Origin of the sequence: Delftia sp. S65 (genome assembly GCF_016516495.1) — a bacterium.
Lineage (GTDB): Bacteria > Pseudomonadota > Gammaproteobacteria > Burkholderiales > Burkholderiaceae_C > Comamonas > Comamonas acidovorans.
In genome coordinates, this window is the sequence record NZ_JACVUR010000004.1 from 72,441 (window position 1) to 91,576 (window position 19,136).

18 protein-coding genes are annotated in these 19,136 nt (G+C 67.0%); 8 read left to right on the plus strand and 10 right to left on the minus strand.

What is annotated here, in order from left to right:
• Positions 1-4 precede the first annotated feature (4 nt).
• From IAE24_RS05400 to IAE24_RS05410, 3 genes are read right to left on the minus strand one after another with little or no spacing between them, the layout of a single operon-like run.
• Positions 5-1,300, minus strand: coding sequence for a nucleotide sugar dehydrogenase (locus IAE24_RS05400; protein ID WP_199959268.1), 1,296 nt, complete (start codon positions 1,298-1,300; stop codon positions 5-7).
• Positions 1,301-1,324: 24 nt separating this feature from the next.
• A complete protein-coding gene (locus IAE24_RS05405; RefSeq protein ID WP_199959261.1) occupies positions 1,325-2,830 on the minus strand; it encodes a mannose-1-phosphate guanylyltransferase/mannose-6-phosphate isomerase in 1,506 nt (501 codons plus the stop codon).
• On the minus strand, positions 2,814-3,206 hold the full coding sequence (locus IAE24_RS05410) for a DUF2304 domain-containing protein (protein ID WP_199959260.1): 393 nt from the start codon (positions 3,204-3,206) through the stop codon (positions 2,814-2,816). The genes IAE24_RS05405 and IAE24_RS05410 overlap by 17 nt, the downstream gene beginning before the upstream one ends.
• A 298-nt stretch (positions 3,207-3,504) precedes the next feature.
• Between IAE24_RS05410 and IAE24_RS05415 the strand changes: the two genes are divergently transcribed.
• The 5 genes from IAE24_RS05415 to IAE24_RS05435 all read left to right on the plus strand — a co-directional run bounded on the left by IAE24_RS05415 (position 3,505) and on the right by IAE24_RS05435 (position 9,050).
• Positions 3,505-4,335 carry a cysteine hydrolase gene (locus IAE24_RS05415; RefSeq protein WP_199959259.1) on the plus strand — a complete coding sequence of 277 codons (831 nt, stop codon included), beginning with the start codon at positions 3,505-3,507 and terminating at the stop codon, positions 4,333-4,335.
• 56 nt (positions 4,336-4,391) lie between these two features.
• Positions 4,392-5,591: a nicotinate phosphoribosyltransferase gene (gene pncB / locus IAE24_RS05420; protein ID WP_017407514.1), complete on the plus strand. Its 1,200-nt coding sequence runs from the start codon at positions 4,392-4,394 to the stop codon at positions 5,589-5,591.
• 29 nt (positions 5,592-5,620) lie between these two features.
• Complete coding sequence (locus IAE24_RS05425) at positions 5,621-7,321, plus strand: NAD+ synthase (protein ID WP_197944212.1); 1,701 nt, start codon at positions 5,621-5,623, stop codon at positions 7,319-7,321.
• Between the two features lie 46 nt (positions 7,322-7,367).
• Positions 7,368-8,486 carry a bifunctional nicotinamide-nucleotide adenylyltransferase/Nudix hydroxylase gene (locus IAE24_RS05430; protein ID WP_097204976.1) on the plus strand — a complete coding sequence of 373 codons (1,119 nt, stop codon included), beginning with the start codon at positions 7,368-7,370 and terminating at the stop codon, positions 8,484-8,486.
• Positions 8,487-8,558: 72 nt separating this feature from the next.
• Positions 8,559-9,050, plus strand: a complete 492-nt coding sequence (locus IAE24_RS05435) for a GNAT family N-acetyltransferase (protein WP_183019493.1) — start codon at positions 8,559-8,561, stop codon at positions 9,048-9,050.
• A gap of 20 nt (positions 9,051-9,070) precedes the next feature.
• On the opposite strand, the gene IAE24_RS05440 is transcribed toward IAE24_RS05435, so the two are convergent.
• The 7 genes from IAE24_RS05440 to IAE24_RS05470 form a co-directional block, all read right to left on the minus strand.
• A complete protein-coding gene (locus tag IAE24_RS05440; RefSeq protein WP_013800726.1) occupies positions 9,071-10,009 on the minus strand; it encodes a CysB family HTH-type transcriptional regulator in 939 nt (312 codons plus the stop codon).
• Between the two features lie 87 nt (positions 10,010-10,096).
• Entirely contained in the window at positions 10,097-10,585 is a 489-nt protein-coding gene (locus IAE24_RS05445; RefSeq protein WP_199959258.1) for a VOC family protein, read from the minus strand.
• Between the two features lie 111 nt (positions 10,586-10,696).
• A complete protein-coding gene (locus IAE24_RS05450; RefSeq protein ID WP_013800725.1) occupies positions 10,697-11,362 on the minus strand; it encodes a methionine ABC transporter permease in 666 nt (221 codons plus the stop codon).
• Positions 11,340-12,494 (minus strand): methionine ABC transporter ATP-binding protein, encoded by a 1,155-nt coding sequence (locus tag IAE24_RS05455; protein ID WP_199959251.1) that lies wholly within the window; start codon positions 12,492-12,494, stop codon positions 11,340-11,342. The genes IAE24_RS05450 and IAE24_RS05455 overlap by 23 nt, the downstream gene beginning before the upstream one ends.
• A 13-nt stretch (positions 12,495-12,507) precedes the next feature.
• On the minus strand, positions 12,508-13,320 hold the full coding sequence (locus IAE24_RS05460; protein ID WP_199959240.1) for a MetQ/NlpA family ABC transporter substrate-binding protein: 813 nt from the start codon (positions 13,318-13,320) through the stop codon (positions 12,508-12,510).
• 61 nt (positions 13,321-13,381) lie between these two features.
• Positions 13,382-14,485, minus strand: coding sequence for an isopenicillin N synthase family dioxygenase (locus IAE24_RS05465; RefSeq protein ID WP_047326487.1), 1,104 nt, complete (start codon positions 14,483-14,485; stop codon positions 13,382-13,384).
• Positions 14,486-14,520: 35 nt separating this feature from the next.
• A complete protein-coding gene (locus IAE24_RS05470; RefSeq protein ID WP_199959238.1) occupies positions 14,521-15,936 on the minus strand; it encodes an O-acetylhomoserine aminocarboxypropyltransferase/cysteine synthase family protein in 1,416 nt (471 codons plus the stop codon).
• 218 nt (positions 15,937-16,154) lie between these two features.
• Between IAE24_RS05470 and IAE24_RS05475 the strand changes: the two genes are divergently transcribed.
• From IAE24_RS05475 to IAE24_RS05485, 3 genes are read left to right on the plus strand one after another with little or no spacing between them, the layout of a single operon-like run.
• Complete coding sequence (locus IAE24_RS05475) at positions 16,155-17,261, plus strand: ABC transporter substrate-binding protein (protein ID WP_013800720.1); 1,107 nt, start codon at positions 16,155-16,157, stop codon at positions 17,259-17,261.
• On the plus strand, positions 17,258-18,313 hold the full coding sequence (locus tag IAE24_RS05480) for an ABC transporter permease (protein ID WP_074921504.1): 1,056 nt from the start codon (positions 17,258-17,260) through the stop codon (positions 18,311-18,313). Before IAE24_RS05475 ends, IAE24_RS05480 begins: the two co-directional genes overlap by 4 nt.
• A complete protein-coding gene (locus tag IAE24_RS05485; protein WP_016450923.1) occupies positions 18,307-19,128 on the plus strand; it encodes an ABC transporter ATP-binding protein in 822 nt (273 codons plus the stop codon). The genes IAE24_RS05480 and IAE24_RS05485 overlap by 7 nt, the downstream gene beginning before the upstream one ends.
• The last annotated feature ends 8 nt before the right edge of the window (positions 19,129-19,136 follow it).

Sequence of the window (19,136 nt, forward strand, 5' to 3'; positions counted from 1 at the left end):
GAACTCAGAGACGAAATACGGTAAAGCCGGCCTCGGCGGCCTGCTGTCTGGAGAAAAGGCTTTTCACGTCGGCGAGGACAGGACGGTCGCCGCGGCACAGACTGCGCAGTTGCTGTAAAGAAGCCTGACGAAACTCGTTGTGCCCAACGGCAACGACCAAGGCGTCGACGGGATGCTTCGCGTCGATCTGGCTTAGATTCAGCTCGTACTCGTGAGCCACCTCCTCGGTGTTGGCCCAGGGATCTGCAATAACGACATTGGCGCCCCATGTCTCGAACTCACGAATCATGTCCACAACTTTGCTATTGCGGATATCCGGGCAATTTTCCTTAAAGGTGATGCCCAGCACGCCAATGCGGCAGCGGGGCACATCCATGCCGTTCCTGAGCATCAGCCGGATTGTGTTGCGTGCCACATAGCGCCCCATGTTGTCGTTGATGCGGCGACCGGCCAGAATGACCTGGGGGTGGTAGCCCACTTCCTCCGCCTTGTGCGTTAGGTAGTACGGATCAACGCCTATGCAATGACCGCCCACCAGACCCGGCCGGAAGGGCAGAAAGTTCCATTTGCTGCCGGCGGCCTCAAGGACGTCCAGGGTATCGATGCCGATGCGCTCGAAGATCACAGACAGTTCGTTGACCAGCGCGATGTTGAGATCTCGCTGAGTGTTCTCTATGACCTTGGCCGCCTCCGCAACTTTCAGGCTGGTGGCCTTGTGGGTGCCTGCAGTAATGATGCTGGCGTACAGGGCGTCCACCGCGTCAGCAGCTTCGGGTGTGCTACCGCTTGTGATCTTCTTGATTTTGGTGAGCGTGTTGACCTTGTCCCCCGGATTGATGCGCTCGGGACTGTAGCCGCAGAAGAAATCGCGGTTGAAAGTCTTGCCGCTGAAACGCTCCAGAACAGGCACGCATACTTCTTCGGTTGCTCCGGGATAGACGGTGGATTCATAAATCACAAGAGCGCCCGGCGGCATTGCACGCCCAACCGTTTCGCTGGCCTTGACCAGGGGTGTCATGTCAGGCCTGTTGGCCTTGTCCACGGGCGTGGGGACGGTCACGATGAAGACTTGGCAATCCGCCAATTCTCGCGGATCCGAGCTGAAGTGCAGCAGCGCGGCAGCCTTCAGCTCATCGGCACTGACCTCCAAGGTGCCATCCGTGCCCCCCTGTAGTTCGGCGATACGCGCCGCATTGATGTCAAAACCCAGAACCTCGCGGTGCTTGCCAAACTCCACGGCCAGTGGCAACCCCACATAGCCCAACCCCACCACGGCAATCTTTGCTTTATCTGTTTGCATGTTTCAAGCGAAGGAAAAAATGATTCAACCGTTATTGATATCTGATCCATTGGTCGGAGCACGCCGTCCGTAAACGTCCTCAAGGCGTACGATATCGTCTTCGCCCAGATAGGCCCCAGACTGGACTTCAATGATCTCAAGCGGGCATTCGCCAGGATTCGCCAGCCTGTGCACGCTCCCCACCGGTATGTAGGTCGACTGGTCCGGTCCCAGCAAGTAGGTTTTCTCGCCATTTGTTACCTCGGCGGTCCCTTTCACAACAACCCAATGCTCCGCACGGTGCCTGTGCATCTGCAGACTCAGGCTGGCGCCCGGCTTCACCACAATGCGCTTTACCTGAAAGCGTTCGCCGGCATCGAGGCAGTCATACCAACCCCAGGGCCTATAGACCTTTCTATGTGCCTGCGCCAAGGCATGGCCTGAGTTACGCAGCTTCCCCACCATCTGCTTCACGTCCTGCGTGCGCCGCTTGTCCGCGATCAGTACAGCGTCAGGTGTTTCCACGACCACGATCTGCTCCAATCCCACCCCTGCAACCAACCTGCTGCTGGAAACAAACAAGGAATCAGCACAATCCTGGAGCAGCACATCGCCCATCGACGCATTGCCTTGGGCATCGTGCTCCTGAAGATCCCACACTGCATTCCACGCGCCGAGATCCGACCAGCCAGTGCTCAGCGGCACGACGCAGCAGTCAACGCCTACTGCAGCATGGCCAGGAAGACGCTCCATCACGGCATAGTCAATGGAGTCACTTGGACATGCCTCAAAGCAGGCAACTCCAGGGCGTATGAAATCTAGATCGCGCCTAGCCTCGCGCATCGAAGCTTGGCAGGCCGCAAGAATATCTGCACGGAAATGTCCCAGTGCATGCAACCACACGCTGGCACGAACCATGAACAACCCGCTGTTCCATAAGTGGTCTCCGGTAGAGAGGTATTGAAGCGCGCGCTTCCTGTCCGGCTTCTCGGCAAATCCTTTGATATGAAATACCGCTGGATTCCCATGCCAGCATTCACCTTTTTGGATGTAGCCGTAGCCGGTCTCAGGCCGATCGGCCAATACACCGAAGGTGACCATGGCGCCCTGTTCGCCCATCGGAAAGGCCTGCTCCACGGCTGAGATGAAGGCGTTCACATCGGCTATCGCGTGGTCTGCCGGCATGGCAAGCATCACAGGGTCTTCCCCAGTACATATTGCCTGCAGCGCGGCCAGTGTCAGTGCTGGCGCAGTATTGCGGCCCTCAGGCTCCAACAGAATGCATGCGCTTTCAACCCCGATCTCCTGAAGCTGGCTGGCAGCAAGAAAGCGGTGCTCGGCATTGCAAACCAGCATGGGCGGCCTGATTATGGGCAACTGTGAGGGTGAGCCCCACAATCGAAGTACCGTTTCCTGCAGCATCGAGCGCTCGCCCAGCAATGCCAGGAACTGCTTAGGGGAGGTCTCACGAGACAGCGGCCACAGGCGCGAGCCAGCGCCCCCGCACAGAATCACGGGCAATAGTGCCGTCTCCTTACCTTTGGTCGTCATGTCGGCCCCCTGCTTCACTAGACGGCGATCCGACACTTCGCAGGTGCTCGGCATCGGCCTCCAACATGGCCAACCGCTGAGTCAGGCGGCGTACGTCCCTTTCGATTCGGGTGTTGACCATATCGGCATGCAAGGATTTGATCAAAAGCACCATGCTGGCAAACAACAACAGCATTGCAGGTGGATAACTGATACCCAGCAGCCCAGCCACCCGGTTGATCATCCCTGGCCAGACACCCAACACAACGGCAGCTGCAGCCACGACCACCCAGAACAGGCCGTGCATGAGATAAAGATGGCCACGCCGGATCAGGTACAGGATTAGCGTTGCCAACCCTACCCCCATGAAAGTCGTTGTTACCTGAAGGGATGCCATATGGATAATGAAAAACTACCGAATAACATCACTCGATTGATACAAGGCAGCAAAATTACTGGATAAAACGGCTGGATCTGTCCAAGGAATACGTAAAACCTCCCATTGTAGATTCCATATCACGGTGCGCAGGACTTTCTACCCTGGGGGTCCCCTGCTCTTGACAGAGTACCCGGATTCTTTTGCTTGCAGCGTCGCATCCTGGCCAAGCGGTGGGTGACAAGCCCGGTTGCTGCGGCACTACACTGAGGCACCCCTTGCCGCCCCAGTCCAAAGCGTTGCTTCTGCGCACTTACCTATGCCCCCCACCACCCAGCTCCTGGTCATAGACCCCCAGAACGACTTCTGCGATCTGCCTGACGACTGGTGCCCCGGCGGGCAACGTCCCAGCCTTCCCGTGGCGGGCGCACATGCCGACATGCAGCGGCTGGGCGGATGGATACGGCGCGAGGGGGCGAAGGTGGACGCCATCACGGTGACGCTGGACTCGCACCAGCGCTACGACATCGCCCATCCGGCTTTCTGGCAACAGGGCGATGGCGACGATGGCGGCGATGTGGCGCCGTTCACCGCGATCACGGCGGCACAGGTGCGGGCGGGGGTGTTTCGGCCGCGCAACGCCGAGGCGCTGCAGCGCAGCCTGGAATATCTGGATGCACTCGAAGCCAACAGCCGCTACACGCTGATGGTCTGGCCCGTGCACTGCGAGGTGGGCAGTTGGGGCCACGGTATCCATGCCGATGTGCTGGCGGCCTGCGGCGACTGGCAGCAGCAGCGCCAGCGCGCCGTGTACAACGTTTTCAAGGGGCTCAATCCCTGGACCGAGCATTACAGCGCGCTGCTGGCCGAGGTGCCAGACCCTGCCGATCCGGCGACCTTGCTGAATACGGCCTTGCTGGAGCGGCTGGGCCAGGCAGACATGCTGGTGGTCGCGGGCGAGGCGAGCAGCCACTGCGTTCGCTCCACGGTCGAGCATCTGGTCGAGCACCTTCCCCATCCTGAGCGCATCGTGCTGATGCACGACGCCATGAGCCCGGTGCCGGGCTTCGAGTCTGCGCACCATGATTTCCTGGCAGCCATGCAGGCCTGCGGATTGCGGCTGGCCTCCAGCCAAGAACTCCACCTGTAGGGGCCAGGCCTCCTTCCTGCGCGCAGCCCCCTTTCCTGTTTCCCCAGCATCGCACCATGGCTCCCATCATCACCAGCCTGCTCGACACCGATCTCTACAAATTCACGATGTGGCAGGCCATGCTGCACCGCAATCCCCAGACCGAGGCCGAGTACGAATTCGTCTGCCGCACGAAGACGGCCTTCCCGCTGGCCGAGCTGCTGCCCGAGGTGGAGCGCGAGCTGGACGCCCTGTGCGCGCTGCGCTTCACGCCCGAAGACCTGGCCTACCTGGGCGGGCTGCGCTTCATGAAGAGCGACTTCATCGACTTTCTGCGCATCTTCCAGTTCCAGCGCGCCTTCATCCGTGCCTGGGCCGATGGCGACACTCTGCACATTGAGGCCAAGGGCCCCCAGGTCCATGTGATGGGCTTCGAGATCTATGTGCTGGCCATCGTCAACGAGCTGTATTTCCGGCGTTTCGACGCCGAGGCGGCGCTGGCCGAAGGCCGCAGGCGCCTGGCCGGCAAGATCGAGCGCCTGCGCCACCTGGCCTGCGAGGCCAGGCTGCGCAATCCCTTCGAGCTGTTCGACTTCGGCGTGCGCCGGCGCTTCTCGGGCGCCTGGCAGCGCGAGGTGGTCCAGGCCTTTGCCACGCAGACGGCGCAGTGGTTCAAGGGAACGTCCAACGTGCTGCTGGCGCGCGACTTCGGCATCGTGCCCATCGGCACCATGGCCCATGAGTACCTGCAGAGCTACCAGGCCCAGGGCGTGCGCCTGCGCGACTTCCAGATCGCCGCGCTGGAGGACTGGGTGCAGGAGTACCGGGGCGACCTGGGCGTGGCCCTGACCGACACCGTGGGCATGGATGCCTTCCTGGCCGATTTCGACATGTACTTCGCCAAGCTCTTCGACGGGCTGCGCCACGACTCGGGCGACCCGTATGTCTGGGGCGAGAAGGCCATCGCCCACTACCAGAAGCTGCGCATAGACCCGCAGGCCAAGCGCCTGGTGTTCTCCGACGGGCTGGACCTGGACACGGCCCTGGCCCTGTACCAGCGCTTTGCCGACCGCATACAGCTGGGCTTCGGCATCGGCACGCGGCTGACCAACGACATGGGGCTGGAGACCATCAACATCGTGATGAAGCTCACCCACGCCAACGGCCAGCCCGTGGCCAAGATCTCGGACTCGCCGGGCAAGACGCTGTGCAACGACGAAACCTATCTGGCCTATCTGCGCCAGGTCTTCGGCCTGGCCCAGCCTGTCGCCGTCTGACACCGCCTGACACCGCCAAGGCTCCATTCATGCTGCGCATCACCATTGCCCAACTCAACCCCACCGTCGGCGACATCGCCGGTAACGTGGCCCGCATGGCCGAGGCCGCTGCCCGCGCCGCGCACGCGCAGGCCGACCTGCTGGTCTTTCCCGAGCTGTCGCTGTGCGGCTACTACCCTGGCGACCTGCTGGACGAGCCCGCCTTTCGCGAGCGCCTGGAGCAAGGCTTGCAGCAGCTGCTGCAGGCCACGCGCCAGTGGCCACAATTGCACTGGGTCATCGGCGCGCCCACGCGCGCCAGCGGGCCCGGCAAGCCGCTGCACAACAGCCTGCTGGTGCTCAAGGACGGCGCCGTGCGCCTGCGCTATGACAAGCAGCTGCTGCCCACCTACAACATCTTCGACGAGCGCCGCCACTTCGAGCCCGGCCCCGACGCGGCCAAGGTGCTGCGCATAGGCCAGGCCCAGGTGGGCTTTCTGGTGTGCGAGGACGGCTGGAACGACGCCGGTGCCGACTACGCCACCAACCCCTTCGCGCGCATGGCCGACGCCGCGCCCGACCTGGTGGTCAGCATCAACGCCAGCCCCAGCCACCTGGGCAAGCGCGAGCAGCGCCACGAGATCTTCGGCCAGGCGGCCACGCGCCACGGCCTGCCCATCCTCTACGTGAACCAGATCGGCGGCCAGGACCAGATCGTGTTCGACGGCGCCTCGTTCGCGGTGGAGCCCGGGCGCGGCGTGGTCTTCGAGGCCGAGCGCTTTGTCGAAGACCTGCGCACGCTGCAGTTCGACGACGGACGCTTCCTCGACGCAGCCGGCCAGCCCTGCATGAGCGTGCCGGCCGAAGGCCTGCCCACCATGGAGTTCTACCGCCGCCAGATCGTGCTGGGCCTGCGCGACTATGCGCGCCGCTGCGGCTTCACGCGCGCCGTCGTCGGCAGCTCGGGCGGCATCGACAGCGCGCTGACCCTGGCCCTGGCGGCCGAGGCCCTGGGCGCGGACAACGTGGTGGCCGTCACCATGCCCTCGCGCTTTTCGTCGAGCGGCTCGGTCGATGACTCGGTGATCCTGTGCCGCAACCTGGGCATCACGCTGCACGAGCACCCGATCCGCGAGCTGGTCGACGGCTATGCGCGCCAGTTCGAGGCCAGCTTCGGCCAGCCGCTGCAGGGTCTGCCGCTGGAGAACCTGCAGGCACGCATCCGCGGCACCACGCTGATGGAGTACTCCAACGCCTTCGGCCACCTGCTGCTGACCACGGGCAACAAGTCCGAGATCTCGGTGGGCTACTGCACGCTGTATGGCGACACCAACGGCGGCCTGGGCCTGCTGGGCGATCTGTACAAGACCGAGGTTTTCGAGCTGTCGCGCCACATCAACCGCAGTGCCGGCCGCGAGCTGATTCCCCAGGCCATCATCGACAAGCCGCCCTCGGCCGAGCTGGCGCCCGACCAGAAGGACGAGGACAGCCTGCCGCCCTATGCGGTGCTGGACGAAATCCTCAAATACGCCATCGAGGGCCGGCACCTGTCCACCGCCGAATACGGCACGGCCGAGCGTTTTGTGACCCAGTTGCTGGGCCAGCCCGGCGGTGCCGAGCTGGTTGACCGCGTCAAGCGCATGATCTTCCGCAGCGAGTACAAGCGCCGCCAGGCCCCGCCCATACTGCGCGTGCGCCCGCGCGCCTTCGGCACGGGCCGCCAGATGCCCATTGCCGCCCACTACGAATGAAGCCAGAGTGAAGCCACCGAGCCTGTTTATGCAAGAGACTGCCGCCATGGACGCCCCCACCGAAACCCCGGCCACCAGCGAGCGCGTGCACACCGCCGTGCTGATCGGGCGCTTCCAGCCGCTGCACAACGGCCACATGGCACTGCTGCGTGCGGCGCTGGAGCGTGCCGAGCAGATCGTCGTCGTGCTGGGCAGCGCCTGGCAGGCGCCCAATCCCAAGAACCCCTTCAGCTGGCAGGAACGCGCGCAGATGCTGCGCGAGGCGCTGCCGCCGGCCGACGCGGCCCGCCTGCACTGCGTGCCCGTGCGCGACTACTACAACGAGCCGCTGTGGGTACAGGCCGTGCAGCAGGCCGTGCAGTCCTGCGTGCCCGAAGGCGCCAGCGTGGCCCTGGTCGGCCATTTCAAGGATGCGACCAGCGGCTACCTGGCGCGCTTTCCGCGCTGGCAGCTGATCAGCCTGCCACGCCTGGGCCAATTTGACGCCACGCCGCTGCGCGACATCTACTTCGGCGAATCCGGCGTGGACTTCGAAGCCCTGGCCGCCCAGGTGCCGCCCGCCACCCTGCAGTTCCTGCGCCAATGGGCCACCACGCCCGTCCATGCGCAGATGTGCGAGGAATGGCGCATGCTGGCCCGGTACCGCCAGGCCTGGGCCGCGGCGCCCTACCCGCCCGTCTTCGTGACCGTGGACGCACTGCTGCGCTGCCGTGTGCCGCACGAAGACGCGCAACAGGACCACATCCTGCTGATACGCCGCGGCCATGCCCCGGGCCTGGGCCTGTGGGCGCTGCCGGGCGGCTTTCTGGAGCCGCGCGACACGCTGTGGCAGTCCTGCCTGCGCGAGCTGCGCGAGGAGACCTGCTCCACGCTCAGCGAGGCCGACCTGCAGGCGGCCCTGCAGTCCGTGCAGGTCTTCGACCATCCCGACCGCAGCCTGCGCGGGCGCACCATCACCCATGTGCATTACCTGGACCTGGGCGTGCTGCCCTCGCTGCCGCCCGTGCAGGGCGGCGACGATGCGGCACTGGCGCGCTGGGTGGCCGTCTGCGACCTGCCCGCCATGGAAAGCGCGTTCTTCGAGGACCATTTCCAGATCCTGCGCCAGTTCCTGCCCCTTCCGGTGCAACAGCCCCTGGCGGACACGGGCGCGAAAATCGGCTAAAACCGGAGATTGCGGCGCCATCTTGCGCCGCAATACCGTTTTTCCGGGCTCCCCGTGTCCCCCCGCGTTTGAATGACTACCACCCTACAGATCCGACCCGCCACCCCCGATGACGCCGAGCTTATCGTCCGCTTCGTGCGCGAACTCGCCGTCTATGAAAAAGCCGAGCATGAAGTCCTGGCCACGCCAGAGCATGTGAAGCGCACCCTGTTCAGCGACAACCCCGCCGTCTTCGGCCTGATCTGCCTGCATGGCGACCAGCCCGTGGGCTTTGCGGTCTACTTCTTCAATTACTCGACCTGGCAGGGCCGCCACGGCCTGTACCTCGAAGACCTCTACGTCACGCCCGAGGCGCGCGGCCTGGGCGCGGGCACGGCGCTGCTGCGCCGCCTGGCGCAGATCGCCGTCGAGAAGGACTGCGGCCGCTTCGAGTGGAGCGTGCTCGACTGGAACCTGCCCTCCATCGAGTTCTACGACCGCCTGGGCGCCCTGCCCCAGACCGAGTGGATCCGCTATCGCGTGACCGGCGACACCCTGCTGGAGATGGCTCGCGAGCCGGCCTGAGGCCGGCCCCCTTCGTCTGCCTACTCGGGCTCCACGCCCTGGCGCACGGCCTGCTCGACCACCTCGCGCGTCAGCGTGGGCACGAAGGTCTCGATGAAGGCATAGGCATAGCCGCGCAGCCAGGCGCCCTTGCGCAGGCCCAGCCGCGTGGTGTTGACCTCGAACAGGTGGCCGGCGTCCAGCGTGCGCAGGCCCTGGTCGCGCTCGGCATCCAGCGCCACCGAGGCGACGATGCCCACGCCCATGTCCAGCTCCACATAGGTCTTGATCACATCGGCGTCCATGGCCGTGAGCACCACGTCGGGCTCCAGGCCCTCGCGCGCAAAGGCCTCGTCGATGTGGGCGCGGCCCGTATAGCCCTGCTCGTAGGTGATGATGGGAAAGCGCGACAGCGCCTCCAGCGTCAGCGCCTGCTGCGACTGCAGCAGCGGGTGGCCCGGCGGCACGACCACGCCGTGCGTCCAGCGGTAGCAGGGCAGCGCGACCAGGCCTTCATAGCCGGCCAGCGCCTCGGTGGCCACGCCGATGTCGGCCTCGCCGCTGCGCAGCATCTGCGCCACCTGCTCGGGCGATCCCTGGTGCAGGTGCAGGCGCACCTGCGGATAGCGCTGGCGGAAGTCGCGCACCACATGGGGCAGCGCATAGCGAGCCTGGGAGTGGGTGGCGGCAATCGACAGCCGGCCCTGCTCGCTGGCGCTGAAGTCGGCGCCCACGCGGCGCAGGTTGTCGGCCTCCAGCATCAGGCGCTCGACGATGGGCAGCAGCGCCTCGCCGGGCGGCGTCAGCCCGGTCAGCCGCTTGCCTGCGCGGATGAAGATCTCCACGCCCAGCTCTTCCTCCAGTTCGCGGATCTGACGGCTCACGCCAGGCTGGGAGGTGTGCAGCGTGTGGGCCACCTCGGTCAGGCTGTAGCCGCGGCGCACGGTTTCGCGCACATAGCGCAGTTGCTGGAAGTTCATGGGCAAGGCTCCGCCCGGGGCCGGTGCGGCCCGGGCCTGTGGAAGGCAAAAGCAGAAAGGAAAGAGAGAGGGGAATGGCGAGAGGCTTCAGGCCGAACAGGCCACGGCCGGCTCGTCCGGGGCATCGGCCGCTGCCTCGCGGGGCAGCTCCAGCAGCTCGATCAGATTGCCTGCGGGGTCGCGCGCATAGCAGCGCCGGCCCTCGCTCACGGGCGCCACCTCCAGCGCCAGGCCTCCGTGCACCAGCAACTGCTGGCGCAGCGCATCCACGTCGCTGACCGTCAGCGCCAGGTGCACCAGGTTGCCCGCCGCGCGCTCGGTGCCGCCGGACTGCCCCTTGTAGGGCACCAGATCGATGCGCTGACCGCCGGCCAGAAAGCTCAGGCCCGGACGCCCGGCAACGGTCAGGGCAGACAGGCCCAGCACTTCGCCATAAAAGCGCTCCATGGCCGCCTGGGCGCGCGCCGGGAAGGACAGCTGGACATGGTGGACGCCACAGACGATGGCCACGCCCGGCTTCATGGCAGTGCGGCCGGCAAGAGGGTAAGGCCAGGCGGGGCGTGTGGTGTGGGTCATCGAAGCGTCTCGGAAAAGAATCAGCAGCCCGAATGCTGCTGCAGGCCATTGTCGAGACAAGTCGAAAAAACCAAAAATAATAAAAATTCAGTCTGTTATTTCCAAATCATCTCAAGAGATCGAACGCCGGTGGTCGGCACGGCGCGCCAGCCATTCGCCGCCGAACTGCAGCACCGACACCAGGGCCACCAGAATGACGATGACCTCGAACATCACGCGCGTCTCATAGCGCTCGTAGCCGTAGCGGATGGCCAGGTCGCCCAGGCCTCCCGCCCCCACGGCGCCCGCCATGGCCGAGGCATTGACCATGGCGATCACGCTCACGGTCATGCCGCCGATCAGGCCCGGCAGCGCCTCGGGCAGCAGCACCTGGCGCACGATCTGCGGGCGGCGCAGGCCCATGGCGCGCGCCGCCTCCACCAGACCGCCGTCCACTTCGCCCAAGCTCACCTGGGCGATGCGCGCAAAGAACGGGATCAGGTTGGCCGACAGCGGCACCACCGCCGCCCAGGTGCCCAGCGTGGTGCCCACGATGGCGCGCGTCACCGGCAGCAGGGCCACCAGCAGGATGATGAAGGGAATGGCCCGGCCGATGTTCACCGCCGCCGACAGCCCCCGGTACAGGCGCGGCCTGGCATAGAGCCCGCCTGGCGCCGTGGTGTGCAGCACGATGGCCAGCGCCAGCCCGGCAACGATGGCGATCAGCGAGGACGCGCCCGCCATCAGCAGGGTTTCCAGAAAGGCCTGCAGGTATTTATCGAGCGGGGGCAGGGACATGGCCAAGCAGTTGCAGTGAATCGGCGCCCAGCGCCTGTTGAAGGGAAGACAGCGCGGCCGGCGAGAGCGGGGAGAGCGACGACGGCAGATCCTGCACCGGCACGCCCACCAGCAGGCGGCCCTGCGAACGCCCGCGCATGCAGTCCAGCCCGCCCTGCAGCAAGCGGGCACGCGGGCCCAGCACCTGGAGCTGCGCCAGCGGCAGGCCCTGCTGGCTGCCGCCGTCGGCCCATCCGATGGCCAGCACGGCGACGGCATCCGGGCCATCGGCCTCTGCCACCAGTTCCAGGTCGGCCGCCAAGGCCTGCCGCAGCGGCCGCAGCAGCGCACGCGCCGCCTCCGAGCGCGGTGCCGCAAACAGCTTCCAGACCTCGCCGATCTCCTGCAGCCGGCCCTGGTCCAGCACCAGCACGCGGTCGCAGACCTCGCGGATCACGGCCATGTCGTGCGTGATGAGCACGATGGTCAGCCGCAGCTTGCGGTTGATCTCGCGCAGCAGCTCCAGGATGGACTGCGTGGTCTCGGGGTCCAGGGCCGAGGTGGCCTCGTCGCACAGCAGGATTTCGGGCTCGTGCACCAGCGCGCGCGCAATGCCCACGCGCTGCTTTTGCCCGCCCGAGAGCTGGGCCGGATAGGCGCCGCTCTTGTCCGCCAGCCCCACCAGGGCCAGCAGCTCGTCCACCCGTGCGCGCACGAGCGCGGGCCGCCAGCCTGCGGCCTGCAGCGGCAAGGCCACGTTCTCGTACACCGTGCGCGAGGACAGGAGGTTGAAGTGCTGGAAGATCATGCCGATGCGCCGGCGCAGCGCCACCAGCGCGTCCTCGTCCAGCGTGGCGACATCGGTGCCGTCCACCAGCACGCGGCCGCTGCTGGGCCGCTCCAGCGCATTGATGGTGCGCAGCAGCGTGGATTTGCCGGCGCCGCTGCGGCCGATGATGCCGAACACCTCGGCACGCGCCACCTCGAAGCTCAGCGCCTGCAGCGCATGCACGGGCTCGCCCGCGCCCCTTCCCGTGCCCGTGCCCGTGCCCGTTCCCGGGTAGTGCTTGCGCACGCCCTCGAAGACGATGTGCGGCCGCTGCAGCGCATCGATTGCATGGGGCTCGCCGGCCGCCGCCTGTTCCACCTTCATTGCCTTACACGCCTCAGAAGGCCGGCAGCACCGAGCCCTGGTACCTGCTCTCGATGAACTGGCGCACGGGCTCGGACTGGTAGGCGCGCAGCAGGGCCGCGACCCAGGGTGCAGCGCGGTCGCGCTCGTGCACGGCAATGATGTTCACGTAGGGATTGCGCTCGCGCCTTTCGACGGCAATGCCATCGCGCGTGGCGATCAGCCCGGCCTGGTAGGCAAAGCTGTTGACGATGGCCGAGGCATCGAGATCGTCCAGTGAGCGCGCCAGCACCACCGAGGCCGCCTCCACCAGCTGCACCTTCTTCTGGTAGCTGGCGATGTCGGCCAGGCCCGCCGTGCCCTTGAAGGGGTCGAAGCCCTCGCGCAGATTGAGGATGCCTTGGTCCTGCAGCACCACCAGCGCGCGCGTCTGGTTGCTGGGATCGTTGGGAATGCCCAGGCGCGCGCCAGCGGGCAGGTCGGCCAGGCGTTTGTGCTTTTTCGAATAGAAGGCGATGGGCGAGATGTAGGTGTCGCCCGCCGCCACCAGCCGGTAGCCGCGCTGCTGGTTCTGGTCGCGCAGGAACGGCACATGCTGGAAGGAGTTGGCCTCAATGTCGCCGTTGTTCAGCGCCTCGTTGGGGCTGGCCGCGCCGCTGATGACCACGGGCTTGACCTGCAGCCCCTGCTCGCGTGCCACGCGGGTCACCACCTCCCAGATTTCCTCGTCCACGCCGCCGCGCACGCCCACGCGCAGCGGGCCGGCCTGCGCGGCGCGGATGGCGCCTGACATCGCCGCCACCGAGGCCCCCGCCGCCAGTCCCCGCAGAAATACTCGCTTGTCCATCGCACAGTCCTTTCAAGAATCAACAGGCACCGATCAACAGGCACCGATCAACAGCAATCGATCAATAGGCACCGGGGTGCAACTCACGGCCGGCCGCGCGGGCCTGGGCCTGCAGGCGGGCGAAATGCTCGGGATAGAAGCGCTGGGCCACATCGAGGTGGGAGCGCACGCGGCCCTTGAGCGCGTTCTCGCCCACATGGCTGAACAGCGGGTTGTCCGGGTCGCTCTGCGGCCCCGTGGCCAGCACGGCCAGTTCGGGCGGCAGGGTCAGCAGCGGCACCTGGCCCAGGTCCAGGCGCGGCGCCAGGAAGTAGGCGATCGAGTAGCGCTGCACGCCCGCGCGCGGCACCAGCACGCGATGCACGTTGGCGCGCAGATAGCCGTTGGTGGCCAGCTCCAGCATCTCGCCGATGTTGATGACGAAGGCCCCGTCGCGCGGCGGCACATCGACCCAGCCGGCCGGCGTCTCCACCTGCAGCCCGCCCACCTCGTCCTGCAGCAGCAGGGTCAGCAGGCCGCCGTCCTTGTGCGCGCCCACGCCCTGGCCTGCTGCGCCCAGCTCGCTGCCCGGGTAGTGGATGATCTTGATGCGGTGCGCAGGCAGGCCGCTGACCAGGGCGTCCAGCGCGCCCTCGGGCAGCTGCAGCGCGGCCACGAAGTGGCGCAGCAGCTCCAGCGCCACGCCATGCGCTGCCGCCTGCCAGGCCAGCACTTCCTCGCGGAACCCGGGCAGGGCCTGCGGCCACTGGTTGGGGCCTTGCAGCCCCTTCCAGTCCGGCACGCCGGGGCCTGCGGGAATCTCGGGCGACTCCTCGCCCAGGTCGATCTGCTCGCGCTGGTCGGGCCGCTGGCGCGTGATCTCCATGCCCACGGCCGTATAGCCCCGGAAGTGCCGCGTGTTGGCGATGGCCAGCGCCTGCTTGTCCGCCAGCGGCTGCGCAAAGAATTCGCGCGCGCGCCGCTGTATGCCCTGCCATGCGTCCCGGCCTATGCCGTGCCCTTCCAGGTAGAAGAAGCCGGTGTCGCGTGCCGTGCGCGCCAGCTGGCGCAGCGCCTGGGCCTGCGTGGCCGGGTCGCGCAGGGCCTGCAGATCGATGACGGGCAGGGCCGGGGTTGCCGCTGTGGCGGCGGGCGCGTCGAGAGTGGATGCTGTCAAGGTGCTCATGCTGTGCTGCCAGGGAAGTGGGAAGGAAGGGACGCTCAGGCCGCCAGGCGCTGATCGCGGTCTTGCTCGCGGTCTTGTTCGCGGTCTTGTTCGCGTTCGGCAGCCAACACCGCCTGGCCCTGCGCCTGCTCCAGCGCCTGCGCCAGGTCGGCCAGCAGGTCCTGCGGATGCTCTATGCCGATGGACAGGCGCACCAGCCCGGACGCAATGCCCACGCGCGCCAGTTCCTCGTCGCTGAGCAGGCTGTGCGTGGTCTCGGCAGGAATGGCGGCCAGCGACTTGCTGTCGCCGATGTTGACCAGGCGCAGGAACAGGCGCAGCGCGTCATAGAAGGCGCGCGCCGCCGGCCGGCCGCCGCGCAGCTCGAAGCCCAGCAGCGCCGGCACATGCCCGCCGCGCAGCTGGCGCAGGGCCAGCGCGTGGTCGGCGTGGCCGCTCTGGCTGGCGTGGTGTATGCGCTCCACCAGCGGATGGCGCTGCAGGAAATCGATCACGGCCAGCGTGTTGCGGCTGGCGCGCTCCTGGCGCAGGCCCAGCGTCTCCAGGCCCTGCAGCAGAAGGAAGGCGCTGTGCGGCGCCAGCGCCGCGCCGCAGTTGCGCAGCAGCACGGCACGGGCCCGCGCGATGAAGGCGCGATCGGGAAATTTCTCGGTGAAGACAAAGCCCTGGTAGGCCGGCTCGGGCGCGCTGAACTGCGGGTAGCGCCCCGCGTGCGCCACCCAGTCGAAGCGGCCGCTGTCCACGATCAGCCCGCCCAGCACATTGCCGTGTCCGCCAATGGCCTTGGTGGCCGAATGCACGACGATGTCGGCGCCCCAGTCGAAGGGCCGCAGCAGCAGCGGCGAAGCCACGGTGTTGTCCACCACCAGGGCCACGCCCGCCGCATGGCTGATATCGGCCAGCTGGCGCAGGTCGGCAATGCCGCCTGATGGATTGCCCACGGACTCCACGAACACGGCCTTGGTGCGCGGCCCTATCGCCCGGCGCAACGCCTGGAAATCATCCTTGGCCACGGCCGTGCTCTGCACGCCGCGCGAGGCCAGCACATGGGCGATGAAGTTGTGCGTGCCGCCATACAGTTGCGAGGCCACGACCACATGGTCGCCCGCACTGGCCAGCGTGGCCAGCGCCACGTCGATGGCGGCCATGCCCGAGGCCAGGGCCAGCGCGGCCACGCCGCCTTCGAGAGCCGCAATGCGCTGCTCCAGCACCGCCAGCGTGGGGTTGGCCGTGCGCGAGTACACATCGCCCTCCTCCACCAGGCCGAACAGGTTGGCGCCGTGCTGGGCGCTGTCGAACACGAAGGAGGTGCTCTGGTAGATGGGCACGGCCGCGCTGCGCTGCTGCTCGCGCCCCCGGTAGCCGGCGTGCAGGGCCTGGGTGTCCTGCTGCCACAGCGCATCACTGGCTGCGTCGTGCGGGGCGGACTCGGTGCCGGTCGCTGAGGTCATGCATGGACTCCGTATGAGTGGTCGATGCAGCCCATTATTCGAAGCCCGCGCCCTGCGCACTACGAAGAAAAACGCGTTCGCTTATTCGGTTTGCGCATGTCGCCGGGCCGCGCCCTTCCTAGTTGCCACGCACATATGGATGCGCGTTTTGCGTCGTTGGAAACACGGCACTCAGCGGACAGCATCGGCAGTCCCGAAACTGCTTTGGAGGGAGTTCCATGACCCGCAAGACCCAGACCGAGATCGACAGGACCCAGGACAGCCGCTGCGCCCATGGCGCCGATTGCGGTGCATTCGGGGCGCTCGATGCTCCCGAGGCGACCGAGCCCTCGCTCTCGCGCCGCACCCTGATCCGCGCCGGCGCCGCAGCCGGCGCGCTGGGCTCGGCCGCCTGGTTCAGCGGCCGCGCCGGGGCGCAGCCGCGCCAGAAGATCACCTTTGCTTGGAGCCAGGCCAGCTTCTGCCATTCGCCCATTCCCGTGGCGCTGGAGCGCGGCTTCTTCGAGCGCAACGGCCTGGACGTGGAGCTGCTGAACTGGGGCGGCTCGGCCGACCAGTTGCTGGAGGCGCTGGCCACGGGCAAGGCCGATGCGGGCGCGGGCCTGATCCACCGCTGGATCAAGCCGCTGGAGGCGGGGCTGGATGTCAAGCTCATCGGCAGCGTGCACGGCGGCTGCCTGCGCCTGGTGGGCCTGAAGTCGGCCGGCGTCACGCTGGACCCCAGCACGCTCAAGGGCAAGACCATCGGCGTGGCCGACCTCAACAGCCCGGCCAAGCAGTTCTATTCCATCCACCTGGCCAAGCGCGGCCTGGATGTGGACAAGGACATCGAATGGCGCGTCTACCCGGCCGACCTGCTGGATGTGGCCGCCAAGAAGGGCGAGATCCAGGCCATTGCCGACGGCGACCCGAATCTCTACCTGATCGAAAAGCGCAACCCCGGCACCTTCCTCGAACTGGGCAACAGCGCCAAGAACGAGTACGCCGAAAGCATTTGCTGCGTGATCGGCGCAGGCGCAAAGTTCGCCCGGGCCAACAAGCCCGCAGCGGCCAGCGTGGTGCGCGCGCTGACCCAGGCCTCGGACTACATCGCCGAGAACCCCAATGAAACGGCGAAGATCTTTGCCAAGTACTCGCCCAAGGTGCCCGTCGAAGACCTGCAGCGCCTGCTGGCCGAGCTGACCTTCAAGCACCATCCGCACGGCAAGCCGCTGCGCGACGAGGTCCAGGCCTTTGCGGCCGACTTCCGCACGGCCGGCGTGCTCAAGAAGCAGACCGACCCTGGCCGCTTTGCCAGCCACATCACGCTGGACGTGCTGGCATGAGCACCGCAAGACCACGCTGGCGCCTGGGCGCCACGGATGCCGCACCCGGCCTGGAACGGGAACAGGTGCAGGACTCGCGCAAGGCAGGCCCCTGGCGCACCGGCCTGCTGGCCGCCGCCGCCTGGGCCGGCCTGGGCATGCTGACCCTGCTGTGGCCCAACAAGGAGATCGGCTTCAGCGAATGGGCATTCACGCAGGAATTCGGCATTGCCGCCCTGGCCGTGGCCCTTTTGCTGCTGGCATCGGCCGTGCTGCCTGTGCGACCCGTACGGGCAGCACGGCGCATCGACCGCTGGCTGCGCCCGGCCGGTGCCTGGCTGGTGGCCGCGCCGCTGCTGCTGGCGCTGTGGGAGACGCTGACGGCCAAGCTCGGCGCGCTGCCGCCGCCGTTCTTCGCGCCACCGCAAAGCCTGATCGACGTGGTCCATGAGGATTGGCAGCGCCTGGGCCTGTCCACGCTGTATTCGCTGCGGCTGCTGCTCAACGGCATCGTGTTCGGCGCGGTGATCGGGTTTCTGACGGGCGTGTGGATAGGCTGGTCGCGCATCGCGGGCTACTGGGTGCATCCGCTGCTGCGCTTCCTGGGGCCGGTGCCGGCCTCGGCCCTGCTGCCGCTGGCCTTTTTCTTCGCGCCGTCCAGCTACTCGGCAGCCGTGTTCCTGGTGGCGCTGGCCACGTTCTTTCCGGTGGCCGTGCTGACCTGGTCGGGCGTGGCATCGGTCAGCAAGAGCTACTACGACGTGGCGCGCACGCTGGGCGCATCGCCCTGGTTCCTGGTGCTGCGCGTGGCCATCCCGGCCGCCCTGCCCCAGGTCTTCGTGGGCCTGTTCATGGGGCTGGGCGCCTCGTTCTCGGTGCTGATCACGGCCGAGATGATGGGCGTGAAGGCCGGCCTGGGCTGGTATCTGCAGTGGGCCCAGGGCTGGGCAGCCTACGCCAACATGTACACGGCGCTGCTGGTCATGGCCGTGCTGTGCTCGGGCCTGATCACGCTGCTGTTCACCGTGCGCGACCGCACGCTGTCGTGGCAGAAGGGAACCGTCAAATGGTGATTGCCGCAGAACACGCCGCCAACGCCGCAGCCACGCCCGCCATCGCAGGGGCGGCCCTAGCCGGCGCGGCCATCGATGTGCAGGCCGTCAGCCACTGGTTCGGCCAGGGGCAGGGCGCGCTGCAGGTGCTCGACGAGGTCAGCCTGCAGGTGCGGCCCGGCGAGTTCGTCGCCCTGCTGGGCCCCAGCGGCTGCGGCAAGTCCACGCTGCTGCGCCTGGTGGCCGGGCTGGACGCGCCCACGGCCGGCGCCGTGGCGCAGGACGGCACGGCCATCACCGAGCCCGATCCCTCGCGCATCGTCGTCTTCCAGGACCCCACGCTGTTTCCCTGGCGCACGGTGCGCGGCAACGTGGCCCTGGGCCTGCAGGCACGCGGCCTGCTGGACAGCCAGGCCCACCGCATCGACGAGGCCCTGCGCCTGGTGGGGCTGGAGGATTTCGCGGACAGCCATCCCCACCAGCTGTCGGGCGGCATGGCACAACGCGCTGCCCTGGCGCGCGCCCTGGTCAACGACCCGCGCCTGCTGATCCTGGACGAGCCGCTGGGCAAGCTCGACTCGCTGACGCGGCTGGCCATGCAAAGCGAGATCCTCAAGATCTGGCAGCGCGCAGGCTTTTCCGTGCTGCTGGTCACGCACGATGTGGAAGAGGCCCTCTTCCTGGCCCACCGCGTGCTGGTCTTCAGCCAGCGGCCCGCCCGCATCGTGGCCGAGATCGATGTGGACCTGCCCTACCCGCGCCAGCGCGGCCACGCCCGCCTGTCCGAGCTGCGCCACGAGGCCCTGCGCCACCTGGGCCTGGACCAGACCTGGTAGCGCCCGCA

Coding starts and splice junctions, on each gene's coding strand:
- IAE24_RS05400 (WP_199959268.1), bottom strand. CDS start 1,300: ATGCAAACAGATAAAGCAAAGATTGCCGTGGTGGGGTTGGGCTATGTG.
- IAE24_RS05405 (WP_199959261.1), bottom strand. CDS start 2,830: ATGACGACCAAAGGTAAGGAGACGGCACTATTGCCCGTGATTCTGTGC.
- IAE24_RS05410 (WP_199959260.1), bottom strand. CDS start 3,206: ATGGCATCCCTTCAGGTAACAACGACTTTCATGGGGGTAGGGTTGGCA.
- IAE24_RS05415 (WP_199959259.1), top strand. CDS start 3,505: ATGCCCCCCACCACCCAGCTCCTGGTCATAGACCCCCAGAACGACTTC.
- pncB (WP_017407514.1), top strand. CDS start 4,392: ATGGCTCCCATCATCACCAGCCTGCTCGACACCGATCTCTACAAATTC.
- IAE24_RS05425 (WP_197944212.1), top strand. CDS start 5,621: ATGCTGCGCATCACCATTGCCCAACTCAACCCCACCGTCGGCGACATC.
- IAE24_RS05430 (WP_097204976.1), top strand. CDS start 7,368: ATGGACGCCCCCACCGAAACCCCGGCCACCAGCGAGCGCGTGCACACC.
- IAE24_RS05435 (WP_183019493.1), top strand. CDS start 8,559: ATGACTACCACCCTACAGATCCGACCCGCCACCCCCGATGACGCCGAG.
- IAE24_RS05440 (WP_013800726.1), bottom strand. CDS start 10,009: ATGAACTTCCAGCAACTGCGCTATGTGCGCGAAACCGTGCGCCGCGGC.
- IAE24_RS05445 (WP_199959258.1), bottom strand. CDS start 10,585: ATGACCCACACCACACGCCCCGCCTGGCCTTACCCTCTTGCCGGCCGC.
- IAE24_RS05450 (WP_013800725.1), bottom strand. CDS start 11,362: ATGTCCCTGCCCCCGCTCGATAAATACCTGCAGGCCTTTCTGGAAACC.
- IAE24_RS05455 (WP_199959251.1), bottom strand. CDS start 12,494: ATGAAGGTGGAACAGGCGGCGGCCGGCGAGCCCCATGCAATCGATGCG.
- IAE24_RS05460 (WP_199959240.1), bottom strand. CDS start 13,320: ATGGACAAGCGAGTATTTCTGCGGGGACTGGCGGCGGGGGCCTCGGTG.
- IAE24_RS05465 (WP_047326487.1), bottom strand. CDS start 14,485: ATGAGCACCTTGACAGCATCCACTCTCGACGCGCCCGCCGCCACAGCG.
- IAE24_RS05470 (WP_199959238.1), bottom strand. CDS start 15,936: ATGACCTCAGCGACCGGCACCGAGTCCGCCCCGCACGACGCAGCCAGT.
- IAE24_RS05475 (WP_013800720.1), top strand. CDS start 16,155: ATGACCCGCAAGACCCAGACCGAGATCGACAGGACCCAGGACAGCCGC.
- IAE24_RS05480 (WP_074921504.1), top strand. CDS start 17,258: ATGAGCACCGCAAGACCACGCTGGCGCCTGGGCGCCACGGATGCCGCA.
- IAE24_RS05485 (WP_016450923.1), top strand. CDS start 18,307: ATGGTGATTGCCGCAGAACACGCCGCCAACGCCGCAGCCACGCCCGCC.